The sequence below is a fragment of the Vibrio pomeroyi genome, assembly GCF_024347595.1.
GTDB classification, from domain to species: Bacteria; Pseudomonadota; Gammaproteobacteria; order Enterobacterales; family Vibrionaceae; genus Vibrio; species Vibrio pomeroyi.
Genome location: NZ_AP025507.1, coordinates 258,389 through 281,941 on the forward strand (window position 1 = coordinate 258,389; position 23,553 = coordinate 281,941).

The 23,553-nt window shown below is 45.8% G+C and carries 28 protein-coding genes; 20 read left to right on the forward strand and 8 right to left on the reverse strand.

Features of this window, described 5'->3' with window-relative positions; translation table 11 throughout:
* Positions 1-310 precede the first annotated feature (310 nt).
* Complete coding sequence (locus OCV12_RS17325; protein ID WP_132761598.1) at positions 311-667, reverse strand: YibL family ribosome-associated protein; 357 nt, start codon at positions 665-667, stop codon at positions 311-313.
* Positions 668-860: 193 nt separating this feature from the next.
* Between OCV12_RS17325 and OCV12_RS17330 the strand changes: the two genes are divergently transcribed.
* Positions 861-1,670 carry a DUF4344 domain-containing metallopeptidase gene (locus tag OCV12_RS17330; protein WP_261886676.1) on the forward strand — a complete coding sequence of 270 codons (810 nt, stop codon included), beginning with the start codon at positions 861-863 and terminating at the stop codon, positions 1,668-1,670.
* Positions 1,671-1,767: 97 nt separating this feature from the next.
* On the opposite strand, the gene OCV12_RS17335 is transcribed toward OCV12_RS17330, so the two are convergent.
* Complete coding sequence (locus OCV12_RS17335; RefSeq protein WP_017070218.1) at positions 1,768-2,154, reverse strand: tautomerase family protein; 387 nt, start codon at positions 2,152-2,154, stop codon at positions 1,768-1,770.
* Between the two features lie 264 nt (positions 2,155-2,418).
* Here OCV12_RS17335 and OCV12_RS17340 point away from each other — a divergent pair, with 264 nt between their 5' ends.
* The 16 genes from OCV12_RS17340 (at position 2,419) to OCV12_RS17415 (ending at position 15,087) form a co-directional block, all read left to right on the forward strand.
* Positions 2,419-3,039 carry an LON peptidase substrate-binding domain-containing protein gene (locus tag OCV12_RS17340; RefSeq protein WP_261886677.1) on the forward strand — a complete coding sequence of 207 codons (621 nt, stop codon included), beginning with the start codon at positions 2,419-2,421 and terminating at the stop codon, positions 3,037-3,039.
* Positions 3,040-3,149: 110 nt separating this feature from the next.
* The gene (locus tag OCV12_RS17345; protein WP_239848097.1) at positions 3,150-3,797 is read left to right on the forward strand and encodes a sigma-70 family RNA polymerase sigma factor; all 648 of its coding nucleotides are present in this window, start codon (positions 3,150-3,152) and stop codon (positions 3,795-3,797) included.
* Positions 3,790-4,470, forward strand: coding sequence for a ChrR family anti-sigma-E factor (locus OCV12_RS17350; protein ID WP_261886678.1), 681 nt, complete (start codon positions 3,790-3,792; stop codon positions 4,468-4,470). Before OCV12_RS17345 ends, OCV12_RS17350 begins: the two co-directional genes overlap by 8 nt.
* 175 nt (positions 4,471-4,645) lie before the next feature.
* Positions 4,646-5,593: a YbgA family protein gene (locus OCV12_RS17355; RefSeq protein ID WP_261886679.1), complete on the forward strand. Its 948-nt coding sequence runs from the start codon at positions 4,646-4,648 to the stop codon at positions 5,591-5,593.
* Positions 5,590-7,020, forward strand: coding sequence for a deoxyribodipyrimidine photo-lyase (gene phrB / locus OCV12_RS17360; protein ID WP_261886680.1), 1,431 nt, complete (start codon positions 5,590-5,592; stop codon positions 7,018-7,020). Before OCV12_RS17355 ends, phrB begins: the two co-directional genes overlap by 4 nt.
* 14 nt (positions 7,021-7,034) lie before the next feature.
* Positions 7,035-7,466, forward strand: coding sequence for a nuclear transport factor 2 family protein (locus OCV12_RS17365; RefSeq protein ID WP_239848093.1), 432 nt, complete (start codon positions 7,035-7,037; stop codon positions 7,464-7,466).
* Entirely contained in the window at positions 7,466-8,197 is a 732-nt protein-coding gene (locus tag OCV12_RS17370; protein WP_261886681.1) for an SDR family NAD(P)-dependent oxidoreductase, read from the forward strand. The genes OCV12_RS17365 and OCV12_RS17370 overlap by 1 nt, the downstream gene beginning before the upstream one ends.
* Before the next feature lie 2 nt (positions 8,198-8,199).
* The gene (locus tag OCV12_RS17375; RefSeq protein WP_261886682.1) at positions 8,200-9,471 is read left to right on the forward strand and encodes an NAD(P)/FAD-dependent oxidoreductase; all 1,272 of its coding nucleotides are present in this window, start codon (positions 8,200-8,202) and stop codon (positions 9,469-9,471) included.
* Entirely contained in the window at positions 9,468-10,274 is an 807-nt protein-coding gene (locus OCV12_RS17380; protein WP_261886683.1) for a DUF1365 domain-containing protein, read from the forward strand. The genes OCV12_RS17375 and OCV12_RS17380 overlap by 4 nt, the downstream gene beginning before the upstream one ends.
* 116 nt (positions 10,275-10,390) lie before the next feature.
* Entirely contained in the window at positions 10,391-11,671 is a 1,281-nt protein-coding gene (locus OCV12_RS17385; protein ID WP_261886684.1) for an SAM-dependent methyltransferase, read from the forward strand.
* Positions 11,649-12,173, forward strand: coding sequence for a DUF2878 domain-containing protein (locus tag OCV12_RS17390; RefSeq protein ID WP_261886685.1), 525 nt, complete (start codon positions 11,649-11,651; stop codon positions 12,171-12,173). Before OCV12_RS17385 ends, OCV12_RS17390 begins: the two co-directional genes overlap by 23 nt.
* A gap of 3 nt (positions 12,174-12,176) precedes the next feature.
* Positions 12,177-12,800: a chalcone isomerase family protein gene (locus OCV12_RS17395; protein ID WP_261886686.1), complete on the forward strand. Its 624-nt coding sequence runs from the start codon at positions 12,177-12,179 to the stop codon at positions 12,798-12,800.
* Positions 12,797-13,339 carry a DUF3833 domain-containing protein gene (locus OCV12_RS17400; protein ID WP_261886687.1) on the forward strand — a complete coding sequence of 181 codons (543 nt, stop codon included), beginning with the start codon at positions 12,797-12,799 and terminating at the stop codon, positions 13,337-13,339. The genes OCV12_RS17395 and OCV12_RS17400 overlap by 4 nt, the downstream gene beginning before the upstream one ends.
* Positions 13,340-13,566: 227 nt before the next feature.
* Positions 13,567-13,830, forward strand: a complete 264-nt coding sequence (locus tag OCV12_RS17405; RefSeq protein ID WP_048660586.1) for a hypothetical protein — start codon at positions 13,567-13,569, stop codon at positions 13,828-13,830.
* Positions 13,831-14,065: 235 nt separating this feature from the next.
* Positions 14,066-14,740: an SDR family NAD(P)-dependent oxidoreductase gene (locus tag OCV12_RS17410; RefSeq protein ID WP_261886688.1), complete on the forward strand. Its 675-nt coding sequence runs from the start codon at positions 14,066-14,068 to the stop codon at positions 14,738-14,740.
* A gap of 107 nt (positions 14,741-14,847) precedes the next feature.
* Positions 14,848-15,087, forward strand: a complete 240-nt coding sequence (locus OCV12_RS17415) for an RNA recognition motif domain-containing protein (RefSeq protein ID WP_017057644.1) — start codon at positions 14,848-14,850, stop codon at positions 15,085-15,087.
* Between the two features lie 157 nt (positions 15,088-15,244).
* Here OCV12_RS17415 and OCV12_RS17420 read toward each other — a convergent pair whose 3' ends face one another.
* From OCV12_RS17420 to OCV12_RS17440, 5 genes are all read right to left on the reverse strand, one after another.
* Entirely contained in the window at positions 15,245-15,589 is a 345-nt protein-coding gene (locus OCV12_RS17420; RefSeq protein ID WP_261886689.1) for a ribosome recycling factor family protein, read from the reverse strand.
* A gap of 189 nt (positions 15,590-15,778) precedes the next feature.
* Positions 15,779-17,011, reverse strand: coding sequence for a MalY/PatB family protein (locus OCV12_RS17425; RefSeq protein WP_261886690.1), 1,233 nt, complete (start codon positions 17,009-17,011; stop codon positions 15,779-15,781).
* Positions 17,012-17,132: 121 nt separating this feature from the next.
* Entirely contained in the window at positions 17,133-17,600 is a 468-nt protein-coding gene (locus OCV12_RS17430; RefSeq protein WP_261886691.1) for an OsmC family protein, read from the reverse strand.
* A gap of 29 nt (positions 17,601-17,629) precedes the next feature.
* Positions 17,630-18,022 carry a GFA family protein gene (locus OCV12_RS17435; RefSeq protein WP_261886692.1) on the reverse strand — a complete coding sequence of 131 codons (393 nt, stop codon included), beginning with the start codon at positions 18,020-18,022 and terminating at the stop codon, positions 17,630-17,632.
* A 108-nt stretch (positions 18,023-18,130) separates the two neighbouring features.
* The gene (locus OCV12_RS17440; RefSeq protein WP_261886693.1) at positions 18,131-19,066 is read right to left on the reverse strand and encodes a LysR family transcriptional regulator; all 936 of its coding nucleotides are present in this window, start codon (positions 19,064-19,066) and stop codon (positions 18,131-18,133) included.
* Between the two features lie 125 nt (positions 19,067-19,191).
* Between OCV12_RS17440 and OCV12_RS17445 the strand changes: the two genes are divergently transcribed.
* The 3 genes from OCV12_RS17445 (at position 19,192) to OCV12_RS17455 (ending at position 22,316) form a co-directional block, all read left to right on the forward strand.
* Complete coding sequence (locus tag OCV12_RS17445; protein WP_261886694.1) at positions 19,192-19,875, forward strand: SDR family oxidoreductase; 684 nt, start codon at positions 19,192-19,194, stop codon at positions 19,873-19,875.
* A gap of 85 nt (positions 19,876-19,960) precedes the next feature.
* A complete protein-coding gene (locus OCV12_RS17450) occupies positions 19,961-21,154 on the forward strand; it encodes an MFS transporter (protein WP_261886695.1) in 1,194 nt (397 codons plus the stop codon).
* Between the two features lie 73 nt (positions 21,155-21,227).
* Positions 21,228-22,316, forward strand: coding sequence for an alkene reductase (locus OCV12_RS17455; RefSeq protein ID WP_261886696.1), 1,089 nt, complete (start codon positions 21,228-21,230; stop codon positions 22,314-22,316).
* A gap of 298 nt (positions 22,317-22,614) precedes the next feature.
* Here the strand turns inward: OCV12_RS17455 and rlmJ are convergent, their stop codons facing one another.
* Positions 22,615-23,481, reverse strand: a complete 867-nt coding sequence (rlmJ, locus tag OCV12_RS17460; protein WP_261886697.1) for a 23S rRNA (adenine(2030)-N(6))-methyltransferase RlmJ — start codon at positions 23,479-23,481, stop codon at positions 22,615-22,617.
* Positions 23,482-23,553 lie beyond the last annotated feature (72 nt).

A 23,553-nucleotide genomic window follows, 5' to 3' on the forward strand; every position in this document is an offset into this window, starting at 1 on the left:
TCTATTTTTTTACGTTCTCATCTTCCCTAATGAGTCTAGTTTTATCTGTAATTGTTTGTGCTGCTCTACCTATATTTATGCAAATCGGTAAGAAATTGTGGATTTGAAAGCCGAACACATTACTGCGTCTGCCTAGTGTCATGTTAGTGGCACGTTAACTTTTATAGGAGATAGAAGGTTTTGTGACAACAATCACCTCCAAATAAGTCTAGGCTGATACAAATGTTATTGTCGAATTTCCGCTTTCTGCATGCCTAAAAAAGCAAAAAGGAGCTATTGCTAGCTCCTCTTTTATCACCATCGCTGGTAATTAGAATTTTTTCGGTGCGTAACCCGTCATAACCTCAATACGAAGCTCTTTACCAATCTTCGTCATTGGGTGAACAACCACTAATCCTTTTACAGACTTTTTCAGTTTACCCATATCTGCTTGCTCAGCTTTCGTGATTTCACGGCTAAATGGCATATCAAGCAACGACTTACGCTCTTGATTCACATCGAAGCTTTGCTTGTGCTTAAGCTGGGCAATTTTCTTCGTTAGCTTCTTAATCTCTTCTTCAAACTGACGAACAACAGGACGATCATTACGAGTCTTAGCAGCATCTAACTTGTGGCGACACTTGTCTAGACGGTTGTTAATTTGTTGAAGTTCGTTTTTAGCACTCATAATAATTTCCTAAGATTAAGCAAGCCAATTCGGATTGGGGCGCGGAGTATAGCACAAGGGTTTACGTGAACCGAAATTTATCTTAAAAATCACCAATGGGATGAAATCTAACCTAAACTGTCTATCAATCCACCTTCAGTCGCTCGCGAATCAATCCGGAGCTGAACATTCAAACAAATCACAAGGACCCGCGATGACACACCTGAAACAAGCACTGATCTATAGCCTAGCCATTGGCTCTGTGTTTGCCACAACTTATGCGTCCAGTGAAGCATCCAATAACAATACACTGGCTAACAATCTGATCGTTGAATATGCAACGCCTCAAACTGATGAAGAAAAGCAGATCAAGCAAGAGATTGAGCTCAGTGGCGTCAATGACACCGTGATTGACCTATCGAATCAACTATTCATGTTCAAGCAGCCCTTGGTCATTCAATACGGTGGCGACGATGGCCCACTCTACGATCCACAAACCCATCAGGTGCTCATCCCATACGGTTTTTACGCCGAATCCCTTAATTACTTTGAGAAGAACCAATACGAAAAAGAGTACGGGAAATCGGCACAAACCGGGGCTGTCGATACCTTGCTACACACCCTACTTCACGAAGCAGGGCATGCTTATATCGAAGACCAAAAGATTGCCATCTTGGGCAAAGAGGAAGATGCGGTCGACAACCTAGCAACCATCCTGCTGCTGAACTACGTGGAACACGGCGCTGATGCCGCGATCAGCGCGGCCGACATGTTTGCCTTCGAATCTGAAGACCGTCCTGAATATTATGATTTAGGTGAATACATCGATGAGCACAGCTTTGATCTGCAACGCTACTTCTCTACTCTGTGCTTGGTGTATGGCAGCGACCCTGAAGCCTATAAGAATTTACTCGATGAAGTGGAAAACGACTATTTGAAAGACAGAAAGGAGTTCTGCGTCGAGCACTTTGATGTGATTACAGAGAATTGGCATCAGTATTTAAAAGATAGTGACGAAGCTTAAAGGTTAGTGTCGAGAACGAGACAAAACGGCTTTGGCATCAAATTCCAAAGCCGTCTTGATAGATAGGCTTAAGTCTTATGTGTTAAGAGCATAAACCCTAGACCTTCACTTTGTACTTAAGATCTTGGGCTTCATCGCCTGTCATGCCTCGGAATCCCCAGCAGTGCGATGGCTGTTCTTTGATGGTGATTTCAATATCAATCGGAGAGATAGCCAACTGCTTTTCTATTTCAGAAAATATCTTCTTAATTAGGCGCTTCTTGGTGTTCACCGCTCGACCTTCCATCATATTGATCTCAATAACGGTGTAGGCCTCTGTCCGTCCTTCAGGGTAAAAGAAATCGTCTCTTTCTAATGGCACAAACCGATGTGCGCGCTTGTCATCAGGTAAACCCATCTCACTGTTTAAACACTGCTGCAACACGTTCGAGAGTTGCAACTTAATTGGATTTAAGCACTCTTTGATACCATAGATAACAATCATGACCATTCCTTTGATGCGATGTCAGGTAAAGAAGAACGTTAGATAGCAGCATCGTCTAGCCACTACCCATTCGCTTACTATTTGTACATATAGTACCTAATACCGTCGATGAAAGAAGGTTAAAACAATGAATTTATGAACAGGTGCAACAAAAAACATATCCTCACTTAATAGCAGCAAACAATTACAGCCACAGCGAATTGATCGAACCCTAGTCACTGCCCGTATATCTCCTTGAATCACATCTGAACTAAGGAGTGCTATGTGCCTAATACACCTAGGAAGACCACACGGACAAAAGCCGAAACAGAAACACCCGTAGAGTCTTCTCTAGAACTCGCTGTGTTTCCCCTTCCCGTCTTCCTGTTACCAGGAGGGAGACAGAGGTTGCGCATTTTCGAGCCTAAATACCTTGCGATGGTCGCACACGCAGCGCAGGGCGATGGCTTTATCATTGCCACTCAAGACAACGTAAAGTCAGAACATCTCAGCTCTTGGGGAACGAAAGTATCCATCGTCGACTTTAATATGTCTGATGATCAGATATTGGAGATCGATGTGGAAGGTCAGCAGCTTGTGCAGCTTCACTCCTCTCATAGAGATACCGATAGCTTAATCAAAAGTAAATTCAGACCACTTCCCCATTGGCCAGTACTCGAATACGACGTACCTAACGTGTTTACAGCATTTTTGGTTCAACTGTTTCGCGACCACGATTCGATAAGAACCCTTTATCCCACTCCTGATTTCGAAAGCCCGCAATGGATTTGCGCGCGACTACTCGAAATGATGCCTATCCCTTTGGAAAAGAAAACAGAGTTCACCGAACCCGCTAGCTTTCCTTCTTTAGTTCCTTTTTTGAATCAAATCATTACGGGGCAATAAGCACTTTTCTTCACTATAATTTTGTATAGTGGAAATTAATTTAAATTAAAGTGATCCCGGCCTTCAACCTTCACGTAGTGCCACTCAAATTCGCATGATGGTTATTTACTATGCAAGTCGAAAGTAGAAGTTCAGGGAAAGGCAAGGAGCATGTCATTATCCCAGACAAAAAAACAACGACCGAATCCAAGGTACCAGCAGAGCTTTCAAGCTGGTTGATCTTGGTTGGTACAGACAGAGACAAGCAGGCATTTACCTGTTTGTTTAAGTTCTTTGCTCCCAAGATAAAGCGTTTTGGAATTAGCAAATTAGGCGGTGAGGCCGCTGCAAACGAGCTGGTTCAAGACACCATGACCAACGTTTGGAAGAAAGCCCACCTTTATAATGAAGACAAGGGCGCTGCAACGACTTGGGTCTACACCGTTATGCGAAACGCCGCTTTTGATATGTTGCGTAAAGTAAAAGCCAAAGCGGAACAAACAATCGCAGATGACATCTGGCCTATCGACGCAATGGTTGCTGAATCTCAAAGCGATGAATTACCGTTTGGCGATCATTTGATGAGCCGACACGTGATGACTCAAATAGAGAAGCTGCCTCTGGCTCAGAAAACCATTGTCAAAGGCGTTTATTTTCAAGAACTCTCTCAAGAGCAGCTTGCACAACAACTTGGCGTCCCGCTTGGAACCGTGAAATCACGTCTAAGACTCGCTTTAGCCAAACTCAAGGTTCACATGGGGGAACAAAGCCATGATTAAACATCACCCTAACGAAGCAATTTTGAAAGATTTTGTTGACGGCACGCTTGCTGACTCAGTGTCTCTCATTGTGTCGAGCCATGTAGAGCTATGTGAACACTGCCAAGAGAAAGTGAAACAGTTGACGGCCGAAGCGGCAAACAATGCCTTTGATAAAGAACCTGCATTCGCGAGCGAAGAATCAGACAGCTTTTCAATGGACGACATGGATTTCGACTTTGATGCAATCGAGCAGATTACTGCTGATTTATCTCAGTCAGTGGAGGTTGAGCCAAGGGTAGAACAGGTTACCGTTGCAGATACCACGTTCACAATCCCCCGCGCTCTGAATTCAGTGGCGAGAAAAGATTGGATGAACCTAGGCAAAATTTCACGAGCACGACTCGATTTCGATGACGAAGCACACCACACCAGTTTGCTGCACATCGATAAAGACGGGCAAGTGCCTTGCCACACTCACAAAGGCTTCGAGATCACGCTGCTTTTAGAAGGCAGTTTCGAAGACGAAATGGGCGTCTACAACAAAGGTGATTTCATCTGGTTGGATGGTAATCATACTCACCAACCTGCAACCAAAGAGGGTTGTGTGTGTTTGACCGTTTCAAGTGACGCGCTCTACTTCACAAAAGGTGTAAGTCAAATATTCAATCCACTAGGAAAATATATCTATTAACCCAGTTGCAGGCTATAAATATACAGGATGGCATGAAGCTACCCTGTATATCGTCCAAACATCTGAATAAAAACATCTACGGTGTAAAAATCAAAAACACACCCAGCTCTGTAAGTACGATTAGCAATGTTGAAATATAAGAAAGAGCTCAGAGCAAGAGCAAAGGAGTTGGCCAATGGAAAAGAAAATTAAAATAGGTATCAGTGCATGTGTAGCTGGACACAAAGTACGATTCGATACAGGTCATAAACGCTCTCGTTTTTGTACAGACGACCTAGCAGATTACGTTGAATTGGAACCCGTTTGTCCAGAGATGGGCGTAGGTCTTCCAACTCCACGCCCAACCATTCGTCAAACAAGAATGCTGGACGACATTATCCACGTTTCTCGCCCAGACGGGTCTGGTGATGTGACCAATGAGTTAATCGAATTCGGTCAAAACTATTCGAAGAACAATCAACACATCGCGGGTTTCATCGTGTGTCAGAAGAGCCCAACTTGTGGCATGGAGCGCGTGAAGGTGTATCACCATCATGGTCGTGGCTCTGAATCAACAGGTGTGGGTATGTTTACCCAGCAGATCATGGATGGTAATCCGCTGCTCCCAGTTGAAGAAAACGGTCGCCTTAACGACCCAATTCTGCGTGAGAACTTCATGACTCGAGTGTTCACTTACCAGAAGTGGCTAGACTTAGTAGACGAAGGCATTACCAAGCACAAGTTGATTCAATTCCACAGTGCTCACAAATACCTAGTGATGTGTCACCACGTAGAAGGTTATAAACGCCTTGGTAAGCTTTTAGCAGGAAACGAACTCGACATTAACGAGCTTGCAGACCAATACATCGAAGGTTTGATGACGGCGCTATCACATCACGCAAATCGCGGCAGTCACGCCAACACTCTGCAGCATTTACAAGGCTACTTTAAGAAGCAACTGAGCAGCGCTCACAAGCAAGAGCTTGCGAACCAAATTGCTTCATTCAGAGAGGGCGTTATTCCCCTGTTAGTGCCATTGACACTGATCAACCACTACTTGATGGAATATCCGAACGAGTACCTAGAATCACAGGTTTATCTCAACCCTCACCCTCAAGAACTTAAACTGAGATATGGATATTGAGCGACATTCTATGGATACGACGAGACCTGCGGATTCACGATAACCCAGCTCTCGTCTCTGCAGTTGAAAACGGCGTCTCTATCGCCGTTTTTATTTCAACTCCGCAGCAATGGCAACAACATCACCTTGCTCCAATAAAAGCAGACTTCATTTACCGTCACCTCAAGCAGCTCGAATCGCAGCTCGCGGAATTCGGTATCACCCTACTGCACCTCAAAGCCACAGATTTTTACGACCAAGCCACAAAGCTTATCGACTTGTGCAAACAGCTCGATTCTCAGTCTATTTACGCCAATTCAGAACCGGAAGTGGATGAGCAAGCTCGCGACCAACAACTCATCTCACGCGGTGTGAACCTCCAAATCAGCGATTGCGACGTGATGCTGCCATTGGGTAGCGTACTTAACCAGCAAGGCGAGATGTTCAAGGTATTCACTCCCTTCAAAAACGCTTGGTTAAAACAGGTTCAAGCTAAAGGCATCCAATGCAGCCATGCTCCAGTGATGCCAGCTCAAAGCCCTCGATACCAATGTTCAGAAACGCAGTTACCTGACAGCCTTTCTGCCTATCGACTTGCCGATGATTACGACTTCGACTTCCCTCGCGTTGATTCAAATCGTTGGCCAATGAGCGAAGATGTACTAAACAGCGTGATCCCTAATTTCTTGGCTAACAAAGTCAACGATTATGCACACCTGAGAGACATCCCTTCCGTCAAAGGCACCTCTGGCCTGTCACCTTACTTAACGATCGGTGCAGTGAGCCCAAGATGGTTAGCAATTCAATTGATTCAGCAACAACCAGATCTGCTGTTTGACTCGCAATTGCCTGCCTTTTCTTGGCTTAATGAATTGATTTGGCGAGATTTTTATAAGCATTTAATGTTTCATCATCCTAAACTGGTTAAAGGCGCTAACTTTCAACAAAAGTACAATGGCTTAGATTGGTATCAGGATCACCCAAGCTTCAAAGCTTGGTGTGAAGGGAGAACCGGCTATCCGTTAGTTGATGCTGCTATGCGCCAATTGGTTGATACAGGTTGGATGCACAACAGGCTAAGAATGGTGGTGGCGAGCTTCCTGACCAAACACCTGCTGATTGACTGGCGTTGGGGTGAGCGATTCTTTATGACGCACCTTATCGATGGCGATTTCAGCGCTAACAACGGTGGTTGGCAGTGGGCTTCAAGTACTGGCTGTGATGCTCAACCTTACTTTCGAATTTTCAATCCAATCACCCAGAGTGAAAAGTTTGATCCGAAAGGAATTTTTATTCGTAAGTACATACCAGAGCTGCAAAATATTCCAGACAAGCATGTGCATTTCCCACATGATTACATTGCAAAAAATGGAATTAACAGCGAATACTGGCAACCCATCGTTGAACACAAAGAAGCACGATTGAGAGCCTTAGCCTTTTTCAAATAATTAGAGTGAACATTATGGATAACTCTCTATGGCTTGATAACTTTCTCAACATGTATCGAGAACTCGGAACCGACAATTTCGACGTGCTAAAGACGGTTTATCACCCTGATATCGAATTCCAAGATCCGCTGCATCATGTCAGCGGAATTGCTGCGCTCACTCATTACTTCGAGAACATCTACACGCAAGTGACCAGCTGTGATTTCCACATCGAGCACGTTTTTGAAGCCAATGGCGAAGCCGCGGTGTATTGGACGATGCAATTCGCTCACAAGCAGTTGAACGGTCAAAAGCCTATCGAAGTTCAAGGCCACAGCCACCTGAAGATGCTCGATGACCAAGTGATCTATCACAGAGACTATCTCGACGTCGGCTCTATGTTGTATGAGCACATTCCTGTATTGGGCTGCGCAATCAAATCCATCAAGAAAAGAGCGAGCCGATAATGCGTATTATGATCACAGGCGCGACTTCAGGTATCGGCCAATCACTGACTCTCGATTATGCTCAACAAGGGCATCAGGTGATTGCTTGTGGCCGCAACCCAGACAAGCTACAAGCCTTAGTCGATTCCCACGAGACGGATTTATCCCACTCATCGATAGAGCCACTTTGTTTTGATCTAACCGACCACCACAACTTCCCTGAGCTAGACCAAGACCAGCCGCTCGACCTGTTGATTTTGAACGCGGGGGATTGTGAGTACATCGATGACCCAATGAATTTTGATGCCGAGCTTTTCGAGCGCGTCATCAACATTAACTTAATCTCCATTGGCTACGCCTTAAAAGCGTGGCTCAAAAATATCAAACCCGGCGGTCGCTTGGTTTTGGTAAGCTCCAGCGCCAGCTTTTTGCCTTTGCCTAGAGCCGAGGCTTATGGCGCTTCAAAGGCGGCACTCACGTATTTAGGAAGAACACTTTCGGTTGATTTGGCTCAGCACGATATCCATGTCTCAATTGTGCACCCTGGCTTCGTAGAAACGCCATTAACCGAGCGAAATACGTTCTCTATGCCTATGATTATTAGTAGTGAGGCCGCAACTCAGCGAATCGTAACCGGTATTGCTCAAGGAAAGAGTGAGATCGATTTCCCAAGACGATTCATCATGTTGATGAAGCTATTAAGAATGCTTCCAACTCCAGTTTGGCAAAAACTCGCTTCAAGGATGGTATAACAATGAAGAAAATCGCCATTATTGGTTCAGGTATCTCTGGACTCACTTGCGCGCACATATTAGATAAGCACCACGACGTAACAGTATTCGAAAAAAATGATTACGTTGGGGGGCACACCGCCACCGTTGATATTGAACATCAAGGCTCGGCGTTTTCTATCGACACTGGCTTTATCGTATTCAACGATCGAACGTATCCAAATTTCAATCAACTCCTCGAACAACTAGGCGTCGAAAGGCAACCCACCGAGATGAGTTTCAGCGTTCACAACACAACCACCAAGTTTGAATACAACGGCCACAGCATTAATTCTCTGTTTGCTCAACGAAGTAATATCTTCAAACCGCAGTTCTGGTCGTTGGTTTCTGACATTCTTAAGTTCAACAAATTGTGTAAAGCACAATTCGAAAGCAATGTGTTTACTCCCGACGTTACCCTTGGCAGTTTCTTGCGTAATAACCAGTTTTCTGACTTCTTTAGCCAGCACTACATTCTGCCGATGGGCGCCGCTATTTGGTCGACAAGCTTAGAAGAGATGGAAGAGTTTGAGCTTAAGTTCTTTATTCAGTTTTTCTACAACCACGGCCTGCTCGACATTGCTAACCGCCCGCAGTGGTATGTGATCCCTAAAGGGTCTCGCTCTTATGTTGAGATCATCCTTTCGCGTTTGAACAAACCAGTCGCGTTGAATACATCAATCAAGCAGGTCACCCGCCAAGAGTCTGGCATTACCATCGAGTTTGAAGATGGCGTTACGCAAGACTTCGATGAAGTGATATTTGCTTGTCACTCAGACCAAGCCCTACGCCTACTTGGTGACGCGACCGAACATGAGCAGCAGGTACTGGGCGAGATCCCTTACAGCCGCAATGAAGTGGTTCTGCACACAGACACCAACCTGCTGCCAGACAGAAAGCTAGCGTGGGCGAGCTGGAACTACATGCTCGACGGCAACAGCCAACGACCAGCTTGTGTGACGTACAACATGAACATCCTGCAAGGTATCGAAACCCAAGACACATTCTGTGTGACCTTGAATCAGAGTGAAGCGATTGACCCAGAGAAAATCATTCGAAGCTTTGTGTATCACCACCCTGTTCTGAATTCGAACACGGTGAACGCACAGCAACAACGTGAAAAAATCTGCGGCCAAAATAAGACTCACTTTGCAGGCGCCTACTGGTACAACGGATTCCATGAAGATGGCGTCCACAGCGCACTCGATGTGACAAAACGCTTCGGTCTAGATTTGAGTACGAGTTCAGCACTATGAACACGCACACCATGACATCCGACATGGGGATCGCATCCGAAAAGAGTGAAGAGCTCAGCGGGATCTATTGGGGTAACGTAAGACACCGCCGTTTTGGCGACATCACCCACGAGTTCAGTTACCAGCTTTATATGATGGGGTTGGATCTTGATGAACTGCCCCAAACCACAGTGCGCAGTGCGCTGTTCGGAACTCGATGGTATAACCCGATTCGCTTTGTCGAATCGGATTATCTCGCTGAAAAAAAAGAAAATGTCTCAACGGATGAACCTAAATCACTCAAGCAACGTATAGCTTCCAAAGTGCAACAACTTGGTGGGGTTTGGTCTGATTCAAACCGTGTGACGATGCTGGCTCAGTGCCGCTGTCTAGGTATCTATTTTAGCCCAATCAACTGCTTCTTCTGTTATGACGAAACAGGCGATTGCAAATATATGTTGGCTGAAGTGAGTAACACGCCTTGGCGAGAAAGACACTACTACCTCATCGACATGCACCAAGAGCTGAAGGTAAAGAAAGAGTTTCACGTTTCGCCGTTCATGGACTTAAACATGACCTATTTTTGGAAGATTAAGCCACCAGCGAAACGAACACTCGTTCACATCGAAAGCCGCAGAAGCGACAAAATTTTCGATGCGACACTGGCACTGACTAAGCAGTCTGTGACCAAGAAAAACATTAGACGAACGGTATTCAAGATTCCGGCAATGACGATAAAAGTCGTGATGGGAATCTATTATCAGGCTCTCAAATTATTCCTGAAAAAAGTACCATTCGTGGCGCACCCAGACTCAACGTCTTAGCGCTTCACAGTAACTAAATAGTACAGCTCAATTAGCGACTCGGGTGAGCTAAAACCAAAGAACAGCACCCGACTTTAGTTGGCAAAAAGTTAGAATGAATTCTCAGCGAGGTTTACATGGAACAGCTTGCAAAACAAAACAACAACATTGAACAACAAGCTAATGCCGTTGCTGTTTCAAGCAACTGTAAATATCGAGCTTTAATCTTCAAGGTGTTAGAACGCCTGCAATTCGCAACGCTTGAAATCATTGAGCGCGATCAGCATTCAGTGTTTGGTGATCGAGAAGCAGACTTGAAAGGTCGAATCGTGATTCATGATGCGACCTTTTTTAGAGATGTTGTCATCAACGGCAGTATTGGTGCATCCGAAGCCTACATTGATGGTAAATGGACTAGCCCGAATCTGACTCGTGTTATCCAAATCATGGCGCGCAACCAAGCGCAACTAGACGAGTTGGACGACAAGACTCAGTGGATATCTCGCATAAAAAATCTGCTACTGCGCCGTAAGAATGCCAATACCGAGCAAGGATCTAAACGCAACATTCTCGCTCACTACGACATCGGAAACGAACTATACGAGCGATTCCTAGACAGCTCAATGCAATACTCATCGGCTATCTACAGCAAAGACGCGTTAACCCTTTCTAAAGCCCAACAAAACAAGATGAAAACCATCTGTGAGCGTTTAGAACTTTCAGAATCGGATAGCGTGGTTGAGATAGGCACTGGCTGGGGCGGCTTAGCGATATTTATGGCTCAACATTATGGCTGCCACGTGACGACCACTACCATTTCAGACGCTCAGCACGAGCTTGCTGAACAACGCGTGAAAGCGCTTGGTTTAACCGACAAAATCACCCTGCTTAAAGAGGATTATCGTAACCTCACTGGTGAGTATGACAAGTTGGTCTCTATTGAGATGATCGAAGCGGTGGGACACGAATATCTGCAAACCTTCTTTGAGAAGTGTTCTTCGTTACTGAAACCTTCAGGCAAGATGTTGATTCAAGCCATCACCATTGCTGACAGTCGTTATGAGAAGTACCGTAAAGGTGTCGACTTTATTCAGAAGTACATCTTCCCGGGTGGCTGTTTACCTTCCGTTTCAGTCATGACCCAACATCTTGCGACCAGCACTGACCTTGTGGTTCAAGAAGTTGACGACATCGGCCTGCACTATGCTCGCACACTGAACGACTGGAATGTTGCCTTTGAAAATAGTTGGGAAGAGCTAGAGTCTCTGGGTTATTCAGAAGAGTTTAAGCGCCTGTGGATCTTCTACTTCTGCTACTGTGAAGGCGCATTCTTAGAACGCGTGATAAGCACTCACCATGTTGTAGCCAGAAAACCTCGTTACTTTGGAGCAAAAGATGAAACGGTTTTGGATTATTAATCTCGTTCTGTTTCAAGCGACCTGGGTTTGCAGTGCATTTTTTACCGCGCAAGCCACGTTCATCGCGCCACTGATTGTGGCCGTGCACTTCGTGCTCTCCCCAACCCGCAATCGCGATCTGAAAATACTCTGTTTACTTCCATTGGGGCTATTACTCGATAGCCTCATGCTCCACTTCGGCGTGTTTGCCGTCGATTCTGAAATTGCCAATCAATCATGGTTTCCTGTGTGGCTCATCTGCCTATGGATCATGTTTTTGATTAGCTTCAATCACAGCCTTAATTGGCTTTTAAAATGCTCGAAAGTGATCTTGTTCGCCATAGGGTTCGTAGCAGGTACTAGTAGTTATTGGGGAGGCATCAAAGCAGGCGCCCTTCTTACTACTTGGCCAGATGCATCGGTAGTTGCTGCCCTTGCAATGAGTTGGGGGATTTTGTTGCCCTTACTGGTGGCCGCCTACTCCAACTTAGTACAACCTGAAATGGCAAGCACAACGAGGTGACTTATGGCTTATTCACGCAACCCTGCACAAGCGTTCAAATCAGAGAGCGGCACTAGTCGCGTTGGTGCACTATTAAACTTATATACTCAAACTACTCATACGCAGACCGCTCATTCACAGACAAAGAGCAAACTCTTCGGCTTCATCACTCTATCTTTAATCTTTGCCGCGCTGATATTCACAGCAAGCGCGAAAGCCTCTGCGGTCGATGACTTAAACAAACGCGGCCAAGGCGAAATGAGCTATTTGTTTTGGACGCTCTACTCTGCTGAGTTCTACACCACACCAACCAACTCTGAACGGGCACTCAAGCTTGAATATTACCGCGCTATCGACAGCAAAGACTTAGTCGATGCTACCGAAGACCAATGGAACAAACTTGGCTACTCAAATAACAGCATTCAGCGTTGGTTGAAGCCTTTGTACGCGATGTGGCCAAACGTAGAAGTAGGAAGCACGCTCACCATTCGTGTCGCTGAAGACAATGTAAGCCGCTTTTACTTTGATGAGCAACCTATCGGGGTAATCCAAGACAAACAGTTCGGCGAGGCCTTCTTAGCTATCTGGTTATCTGAAAACACATCCGAACCCGGTCTTCGCAAACAACTATTAGGTCTAAATAAATGAGTCCAAAAACAAAAATAATAAAATACGCTCTAGCACTGCTTTCTCTCACTTGGCTAGCGGGTTGTGGCTCTGCAAGTTTAGATAACCACGTAGACACCACTCCCGAGCTCAAACTTGAAACTTTCTTCAATGGCGAGTTAATGGCCTACGGCATCGTGCTCGACCGTTCTGGCAATTTACTGCGCCGCTTCGACGCCAAGCTTATCGCCACATGGGACGGTGACAACGGAGAGATAAAAGAGTGGTTCTCTTTCGCCGATGGTGAGCGTTCGACCCGAGTTTGGAACCTGATAAAAACCGGCGAAAACACCTATTCCGGTACTGCCAATGATGTAGTAGGTACCGCTTACGGCGAGACCCAAGGTTCGGCTCTGTATTGGAAATACGACTTAGAAATAGAAGTCGACGGCAGCACTTATGAAGTCGTCTTAGATGATTGGATGTTCTTAATGGATGAGAAACGATTGTTCAATAAAACCGAGATGTCTAAATTCGGTTTTAAGGTCGGAGAGGTTATCTTGTACATCGAGAAAATCTGATGATTGGGCCTTAGCTTCACATGATTTGGTTAGCCTTTAATTACAGCCCACGACGACATGTTGTGGGCTGTTTTGTTTGTTCCCGCGAATTGCATACCTGAAAGATCAAGCCTCTGTGCTAAGATGCGCCACCAGCATACAAATGGGCTAGACTCATACTCAGTAGTTCCTGTTTGTTTCGCTTAGCGTAGATTCCCTACCATGATTAATTGAAAAGGCTTTAAAGCATGAGCAAGTTGACCTCAGCGGAGCGTAAAGCTCGCGACAATGAACGTTTCTCACAACGCGTAAACGACCGCAGAGAAAAAGGTGAAGACGTAGTTGCTTACGCACTGACCAACAAAAAAGCAGTGAAATTCCTGACTAAGTCAGAGAAAAAGCGCCTTAACGAGATGAAAGCGACTCTCCAAGAAGAGAAGCGAGTTAAAGAACAAGAAGAGCTTAACCGAATCGAAGACGCGTTCACTGTTAAGCAGTTCGACGACGAATAATCACTTCTGATTGCTCAAAAGCGCTGGCTCTATGCTGGCGCTTTTACTTTCTGACGCACTTAACTCTCTCAATGCGCATTAATTTTCCCTTTCATCTCACTCGTCTCTAATCTCTAATCTCAGCTTTACCGAGCAGTGAATCAATCAAGCCATCCGCCAACTTTAGCCCTAGATCTCAGAAAAACTCGTCTCAGCCCCTTACTATCTCGATTCAATTCTACAAATCTAAGACAGTATGATTTTAATTACCGGATCAAGCAGCGGTTTAGGCGCAGCGCTCGCGACACAATACGCTAACACTGCAACAGACGCTCAACGCATCGCCATTACGGGTCGCAATGCACAACGTTTAGCTGAGGTAGCCAAAAACCTACCGGCGAATACCATTAGCCACGCGTGTGACCTCTGTGACCCTCACTCCGTGAGCGAGATGCTTGATGCGTTGCCAGAAATGCCTAAGCTCGTGATTCACAGTGCTGGCAGTGGCTACTTCGGTAAGATAGAACAACAGGACCCTGCAGCCATCAGTGACATGTTGAAAAACAACATCGAATCGTCGATCTTTTTGATTCGAGAACTGGTTCAGCGTTACAAAAATCAGCCCGTGACTATTGCTGTGGTCATGTCGACGGCAGCCCAAGGCGCTAAAGCAGAAGAGTCTACTTATTGTGCCGCTAAGTGGGCCGTGAAAGGCTTTATCGAATCAGTAAGATTGGAGCTGAAAGGTCACCCGATGAAAATCGTTGCTGTCTATCCCGGCGGAATGGCGACCGAGTTTTGGGGAACGAGTGGCAAAGCAATGGATACCTCTAGCTTTATGACCGCTCAAGAAGCCGCTCACATGCTGCAACAGGCGTTAACCAGTACTGAGCATGGCTTCGTATCAGACATCACGATAGGCCGCGGCTAGTGCTTAGACAGAGCGACAAGGAAATAGAGTCACGAGACAATTATTTGTGAGGGTGAGCATGAAAGTGTGCGACAATGCTCGGCGTAAATTCATATTCAAGGTTTATTATGAAACTTCTAGTTCGTAACCTATCGCGCTCTACTTCTGAGCAAGACATCCGTGTGCTGTTTTCTGAGTTTGGCTCAGTAAAAGAGTGCAGCCTAGTGTTAGACCAAGAAACTGGCGACTCAAAAGGCTTTGCTTTTGTTGAAATGCCAGAGCACGAAGAAGCTAAAGCGGCACTAAACAAGCTGAACATGACTAAGCTTGGCAAAAACACGATTCGTGTAAAAGTAGCGAACTCTTAATCGAGTAACGCTTCATAAGCCACATGGCTTAGCTTAACGGCAGCACAGATGATAAAGCCCGTAACGATATTCCGCTGAAAAACGCAATATCGTTACGGGCTTTTTGCTGCTCTCAATTCTCTTTTCACAACACGATCGGCTTACTTAAGACTCACGGTTACAACCCTTCATGCTCATCAATCGCACGCCTTGCTTCTGCCATTGAACATCCAGATTCCATCACCAACTGAGCGACCGTCATCGAGGGTGTCGCCGCTAACAGCGAAGCCAAACACACCATAGGTTTAGGCAGCGCTTTGTCTATCGCAATGGCGATCCAACCGTCTTTTTCATTGGTGAGCAGAGTTTTAAATTCAATGAGTTGCTGCTCTTGAGCCACCAATAACCAATTACGTGAACGACGCACTCGCTTCAACTGGCATCCACACTCAGTCGCATTCGCCATCACTTGGCTTTTATCACTCACACGATGTACAAAACTATTCAGTGGGACGCTAAACATAACTCTCTGCCAACCAACCTCTATCAATCATTGAAGCGCTATGTACTTGCAACTCAGCACTTCAATCACAACTCAATAAAACCATGAGTAGAATTACACAGACACAAAAAAACCGCCAGTCATGCGCCATGCAGACTCGCGGTTATTTTATTCTAATCGGATTTCAAAGCTTGCCGTTTAAGATTGAACTCAGCAGCAGCTTTTTGAATTGCCTTTGTCGCAGCAGTTTGAGTTCACCACAGAGCCTCGCTCAAAGCCATCAATCGCATCAGCCAACGCAGTAAATGATTGCTCAATATTGTCACGCGAAGTGGCGATGTTCATTCGCATAAAATGATAACTCTCAGCGCCAAACCAGCCGCCCGGCGTTAACCCCATTTTAGCTTGCTCAAACACCACATTCTTTAGTTCTTCTTCCGAGAAACCTAACTCAGAAAAATCAAACCATACTTGGTAAGTACCTTGCGGTTGGAACACTTTCAATTGAGGAATACGCTGCTCAGCAAACTCAGAGATCCATTTAACCGTGTCTTGAAGATACACCAACATGCCGTCTAGCCACTCTTCACCCTTTTCAAAGGCTGCAATGGTCGCAAACGTGGTCAAGGCATTGCCATGATCAAGATACATCGCCGCTACGTTGGCTTTGAACGCTTCAAATAGCTGATTGTTATTGGTGTACACATAGCCATTTGAGATGCTGTGCATACCGAAGGTTTTCGCCGGAGAGCCAATCAAGGTGATGACTTTGTCGTAATCAAAGCTGGTCAAGCTCGTAAAAGCGTGACCTTCAAAGATAATGTCTGAATGGATTTCATCACTGATGATCAACACATCATGACGCTTAGCAATCTCGATAACCTGTGTCACTTCTTGCTGTGTCCACACGCGACCTGTTGGGTTATGTGGATTACAGAAAATCATCGTTTTTACTTTTTGGTCGATGATCTGCTGTTCCATACCATCGAAATCAATGTGGTAACCTTGCTCATCGTTGATAAGTGGGCTATTCACGACTTGACGATTAGCCTTGTTCACTAAGTTAGAAAACTGGTGATACGCTGGCGTATGGATAAGCACCCCATCACCCTCGTTGGTGAACTGACGCAATAGCAACGCGATACCAGAAAGCACACCCGGCACTTGCACAAACTTGTCCGCAGAAAGGTTTAAACCATGACGCTTTGAATACCATTGCGACAGCGCTTCAAACACCCCTTGCTCATTAAATTCGTAAGAGTACACACCGCGCTCAACCAAACGATTCAGCTCTTGAGTGATCGGTTCTGCTACCTGAAAATCCATATCGGCAACCCAGTATGGGAATACATCCGTGGTGTTATAAATGTTCTGTAGCATCTGCGGTTTGCTTTTGATAAACGCATTTTCACCGTAGCTCGACGTACTCTTAAACGCTGTCATGAAGGTGTCCTCAAATAATTCTTTCAGTCTTTTTTACAATCATTGGGATTGCATTAATGCCCTTAAGACGATGGCAAAATCAAAAAGACGAAGCTTTTAGAAAATAATCTGAAAATAAAAATTAATCTCGCATCTCAACCTTTATCTCAGTCTTAACCGAATTCGCGATAAAGCAATTCTTGTGCGCTAAGTGATGCAGCTTGTCGAGTTGAGCACGGGTTGGAACCTTGCTACCAATAAACACAATCTTAGGGCGTAGAGTCACGGTAGTAACGGACGAACGGCCTGACTCATCTTCCTCAAGCACACCTATCGCATCATCCACGTAAGATTCAATTACGTACTTCTGTTTAGCCGCGATGCCCAAAAAGGTCAGCATATGACAGCTAGAAAGTGCTGCAATAAACGCTTCTTCGGGATCAACATTCGCTTCAACCGACAGCGGTAGTGGCACAACATGTGGAGAGGATGAAGCAGGTACAGTAACACCACCATCGAACTCCCATGTGTGGCCGCGGCTGTATTGATTGTCGCTGAAGGCTTCATCTTGCGCTTTTTGCCAGCGAATGATCGCTCCATATTCAGACATAATCCTTTCCCTTTTTAATGCTCAATAAATTAACGATCGGCAGGATGATTAACACCATCGTTGGTTACCACATCTCCAATATCAAAAGGGTTTACCCCTTCCAAACAACCGATATTAAAACCATATTCATTCGGGCTAGAACGGCGTTGATGATGGGTATAAATACCGCAGTTTGAGCAAAAGTAATGCTTAGCGGTATTGGTGTTGAATTGATAAAGCTTGAGATGCTCTGCACCTTTGATGATCTTGACGCCATCAAGCGCCACAGAGCCAACAATCGCGCCTCTACGACGACAGATAGAGCAATCACATCGACGCGGCTTCTCTATTCCGTTAGGCAGGCTGAGCTCTAATTCAACCGCGCCGCAGTGGCAGGTGGCTTTGTGAAAAGGTTGGATAACCGTGTTACCGACGACTTTCATTTCTCTCTCCAATCACGTCCTTATGTTGCAGGTATCATAACCAGTTCAATGATCTCTGTCCGTAAGCTGACGCCGAGTTCGAGAGATCCGTCATACGTAGATGAGCGTCTATTCTTTGTCTGATCTCTCAACTAAACCACTGAAATTATCAAGAAGATAATCTAAAAAGAGTCGAATACGCTTCGGCTGATATTTCTTGCTGATGTACACCACATTCAAGTCTGCGCTTGATACAGAGGTCGAGATGTTAAAGTTCTTCATGTAGCCATTAAGCAGAGTCACCAGGCGCTGGTTATTGATGTCGTCTTGTACATCCAGCACCGATTTAAGGGCGATACCCTCGCCTTTTAATGCCCAGTAGCGAATCACTTCGCCATCATCTGAGAATCGCTTTGGCACAACAGTAATCGACTTCTTCATATCATGATCTTGGAAGTGCCAAGTCTTGAGCTCTTCATTACTACGCAGCATCGCTAAACAGTCGTGTTCGACCAAATCTTGTGGCGTCAACGGCGTTCCATGCTCAGCAAGATATTCAGGCGAGGCACACAGTACACGTCGGCTCGGAGATAAGCGCCTGGATATCAAACTGCTGTCGACCAATTCGCCATAGCGGATCACGATATCCATGCCAGATTCCGCAATGTTCGACAGGTTGTCGTTCAAATACAGATAAGGAATCACATCAGGATACTGCTGACAAAACTCCGACAAGATTGGCAGGATGTACTGCTTGCCGATGTCTTTTGGTGCCGCAATCTTTAATGGGCCTTTGACCTCTTTGACGCCATTTTGAATCAGGTTTTCAGCTTCGCTGACATTATCCAATATCTCCAAACACGCCTTGTGATACAGCTCGCCTGAGTCAGTTAAAGACACATGTCGCGTGCTTCGATTCAGCAACTTCACGCCATAATGCTCTTCAAGTGCCTGCAGCCTTGCTGTCATGGTTGCGGGTGATAAACCCAGTTCACGCCCAGCGGCAGCCAACCCTTGGTGCTTCACGATACTGACGAACATCGCCATGTCTGAAAACTTATCCATGCTATTCGTGCTCTCGCTTTATTGTTCATTTAAACCGAATAATGAATTTATATTTTACCCAATTATCAAATTTAGTCGAACAAATATAATGACAACCATCAGCAGAACACGCAGGAATTCAGACCATGAACAACACACTAGCGAACCAAGAAAAGCGCACTTTCGTCATCATTGGTGGCACATCAGGCATCGGCAAAGCACTAGCAATGCAATTGAGAAACGACAACAGCACAGTACACATTGCCAGTCGACACACAGGTGTTGATATCAGCAATGAAAAGTCGATTTGCGAATACTTCGAATCCATTGGTCCCTTCGATCATTTAGTGGTGACAGCGGGCTCATCCGCTCCAGCGGGAAAAGTGACAGACGTTGCTCTTGAAGATGCAAAAACGGCATTTGATACCAAGTTTTGGGGCAGCCTAAACGTAGCTAAGCATGCTGCGCGTTACATGAAACCCAACGGTTCTATCACACTCACCACAGGCATGTTGTCACGCAAAGTCGTCGCTGGCACTTATGTAAAAACAGCAATCAACGCCGCACTTGAGAGCGTAACTAAGGTGCTTGCGAAAGAACTCGCACCAATTCGAGTGAACGCCGTAAGCCCAGGTTTAACCATGACAACAGCCTACAAAAACATGGACGACACAGCTCGCTCAGCCATGTACGACAACGCAAAAAACAATTTACCCGCAGGCAAGGTTGGCGAAGCTTCAGAAATCGCGATGGGTTACCTGCTCGCGATTAATAACCCATACGTGACTGGCTCAATCATCGACATCGATGGCGGTGCACTGCTCGGCTAAAACATCTCGCAAAGACACAAAGAACAATCGTTAGGACGTGTATCTAAACGTCCTAACAAACAAGAATTTACATAGGTAACTCATCATGAAACAAGAACAGATCCCATTCCAAGTTTGGATACTGACACTCGCGGCGTTTGCGATTGGCACCGCTGAGTTTGTTATCGCAGGCATCCTTCCACAAATTGCCACCTCCCTTTCGATCACAGAAGGCCAAGCGGGCTACCTAATCAGTGCATATGCGCTAGCTATCGTTATCGGCGGGCCAATCTTAACCATCTACCTTGCACGCTTTAACAAGAAGATGGTGCTGATTGGATTAATGGCGCTGTTCATTATTGGCAATGTCTTGTCTGCACTCGCACCAAGCTATCCTCTACTCCTCGCGAGCCGTGTTATCGCAGGCTTAGTGCAAGGTCCTTTCTATGGCATCGGTGCCGTTGTCGCTACCAACTTAGTATCGGAAAAAATGGCAGGTCGCGCCGTTGGTCAAATGTTCGCAGGCTTAACGCTGGCCAACGTTCTTGGCGTTCCCGCAGGTACGTGGGTGAGCTTGCAATTCGGTTGGCACACCACCTTCTTTACTGTGGCGGCACTTGGCACAGTTGCGATGATTTCAATCTTAACGTCAATCAAATCAACGGGTCATAGCGAAGCGAAAGACATCAAAACTCAGCTTATGGCGTTCAAAAATCCAATGCTGCTTATCAGCTTGGCGATCACCGCTTTTGCTTGGTCTGGCTTCATGACGCTCTACGGATACCTAGCACCTATCGCCATGCACATCACGGGTTACGGCCAAGAATCGGTCACTTGGATCTTAGTGATTGTGGGTGTCGGCTTAATCATAGGTAACACCTTGGGCGGTCGCTCTTCAGATAAAGATCTAGGCAAAGCTTCCATGTTTTGGGCAGTCGCGATGATCGCTTCATTGATTGTGGTTGGCCTAGTGGTAGACAACAAAATCCTATTCGTTGCAGCGGCATTTGTCTTTGGTATTGCATCATTTGCGAACGTTCCTGCCATGCAACTTCGAGTGATGAACCACGGTGGCGAAGGACAAGAACTTGCTGCTACTGCGAACATTTCAGCCTTTAACCTAGCGAATGCCTTCGGTGGATTCCTTGGTGGCATGGTACTCGACAGCCAACTAGGCGCAGGAATAATTCCGTTCGCAGCCGTTGTTGTCCCTGTCATCGGCTTACTGCTTATCGCTAAAGCCAATCGAGCCGACAAACCTCAAAGCAACTCTATTTTCAGCCCAGCAGAAAGCAAATAACGCGACTTATAGCCCGAACAAAAAACTAAAAGCACTGAATTCAAGAACACAGAATTAAAACAAGGTAGATACCATGAACAAATTATTCGAAACATCAGAACTCAAAGGCCTAGAACTGCAAAACCGTGTTGTTATGGCACCCATGACACGCGCTCGCACTAGCCAACCTGGAAACGTGCCAAACGATATGATGGCGACCTACTACCAGCAGCGCGCCAGTGCAGGTTTAATCATCACCGAAGCCACACAGATCTCAGATGACTCTCAAGGCTACTCATTCACACCCGGCGTTTATACCGATGCGCAAATCGAGGGTTGGAAACCTGTAACCACAGCCGTAAAAGAACAAGGTGCCGCAATATTCTGTCAGCTCTGGCATGTCGGCCGCGTGTCTCACCCTACCTTTCAAAAGGGCGAACTGCCGATTGCACCGTCAGCTTTGGCTCCAATAGAAACTCAAGTATGGATTTCCGATGAGAATGGTAACGGCAACATGGTCGATTGCATCCAACCAAGAGAGATGACCCAAGCAGACATCGATCGTGTGGTTCAAGATTTTGCGAATTCAGCGAAGAAAGCCATCGAGGCAGGGTTCAATGGGGTCGAGATCCACGGAGGAAATGGCTACCTCATTGATCAATTCCTAAGAACGAACTCAAACAAGCGAACCGACAACTACGGTGGCAACCGCGAGAACCGACTTCGCTTTCTAATTGAAGTAGTTGATGCCGTCATTAATGCAATTGGCGCGGACAAAGTGGGCGTACGTTTAGCTCCATTCATCACCTTCAAAGACATGAACTGCCCAGATATCGTGCCAACGATTTTAGAAGCTTCAAAGGCGCTGCAAGCTCGTGAGATCGCTTATCTGCACCTGTCAGAAGCCGATTGGGATGACGCACCCGTTATTCCCGAAAGCTTCCGAGTCGAACTGAGAGAGTTGTTTTCCAATACCATCATCGTCGCTGGCAGCTACACACCAGATCGCGCCGAAGAAGTGTTAAGCAAAGGCTACGCGGATCTCGTTGCATTTGGCCGCCCATTTGTAGCCAACCCCGATCTCGTATCACGTCTACAAAACGGCAGCAAACTATCAGTACTTGATGATGCCACCCTATTCGGCGGCAACGAAAAAGGCTACATCGATTATCCAGCTTTGTAGTGGCTTTTGAAGTGCTAACAATGCCTTAAGTTTTCCTTCAGGCAAAAGAAAGGCTCGCATGACTAGTGCGAGCCTAATGCAGTTTAGGGGGTAAACCACAATCTGGTATTAATCTGAGACTAATTATTTAACTTATGAGCCATTATGCACTTGTGCGCATTGATATTCTATTTTTAAATGATTCACTGCAATTAATCAATCGATAAAAGTTAGCGTTTGGTCAATTTAAACCACATAAATAACAGTGGTTTAGTGAACAGCGTCTAGAAATTCATCATAAATCCCATATAAATCAGATTTATAGACTTCTCATTTGCCAATAACCCTCACCATTGGTTGCGAGCTGACTATGTAAGTAATCGAGCGTGTCAGCTACCTTTCCGGCGATGCCTTGTGGCGGATTAAATAGCAACAAACCACTACCGATGAGTCGGTCATCGCCCTTTGGATCGCGCAGTCGCAACTCCGATTTAATTGGGCTTGGTAGTAAGCCATCTTTCACCGCTGTCACGCAGTGGTTCAAAATCAGTGAGCTTTTGTCATCGGTGTAGAGCGGATACCAAATCAGCGCAGAGACTTTCTCAGATTGTTGATAAGCCTTCACCAAGGCGTCAATCACTGCGAGATATTCAGCATCGGTTTCATAGGGTGGGTCAATAACAATCAGGTGATGGTTATCATGTTTAGCTACATCATCAGGCAGCGCTTTAAGCCCGTCGCCCGCGGTAATGGTGAGCTTGCTTGAGACATCCAGATCGCGTTGCAACTTCTCAATATTGGTTTGAAGTAAGTCGGCTTCGTCTTGCTGAATATCGGAAAAATAGAAGCTGTCTTGGCTTCGACCTTGTTGATAGGTAATGGCCGCAGAGCCGGGATACAGCGTGATAAGCTGATTAGGGTTGTAGTATTCCAGCACCGACATAAAAGACGTGAATGATTCTGGAAGATAAGCTTTGTTTCGCCATAAGTACCCAACCCCTTCGGCAAACTCGCCCGCGTGATTACTTGGTGCGGTTGTTAGGTCGTAACAGCCTGTCCCTGAGTGTGTGTCGATAACATTGAGGCGTGAATGCTGCTGCATTAATGACTGAACCAGAGCACTCAATACGGGGTGCTTCAATGCATCACCGTGGTCGCCTACATGACATTGATGTCGATATTTCATTCCCTTGCCTCATTTCTACTGACGTCATATAAACATACTTCATATCCTGAGGGCTTTCCTGCTCAATCTATC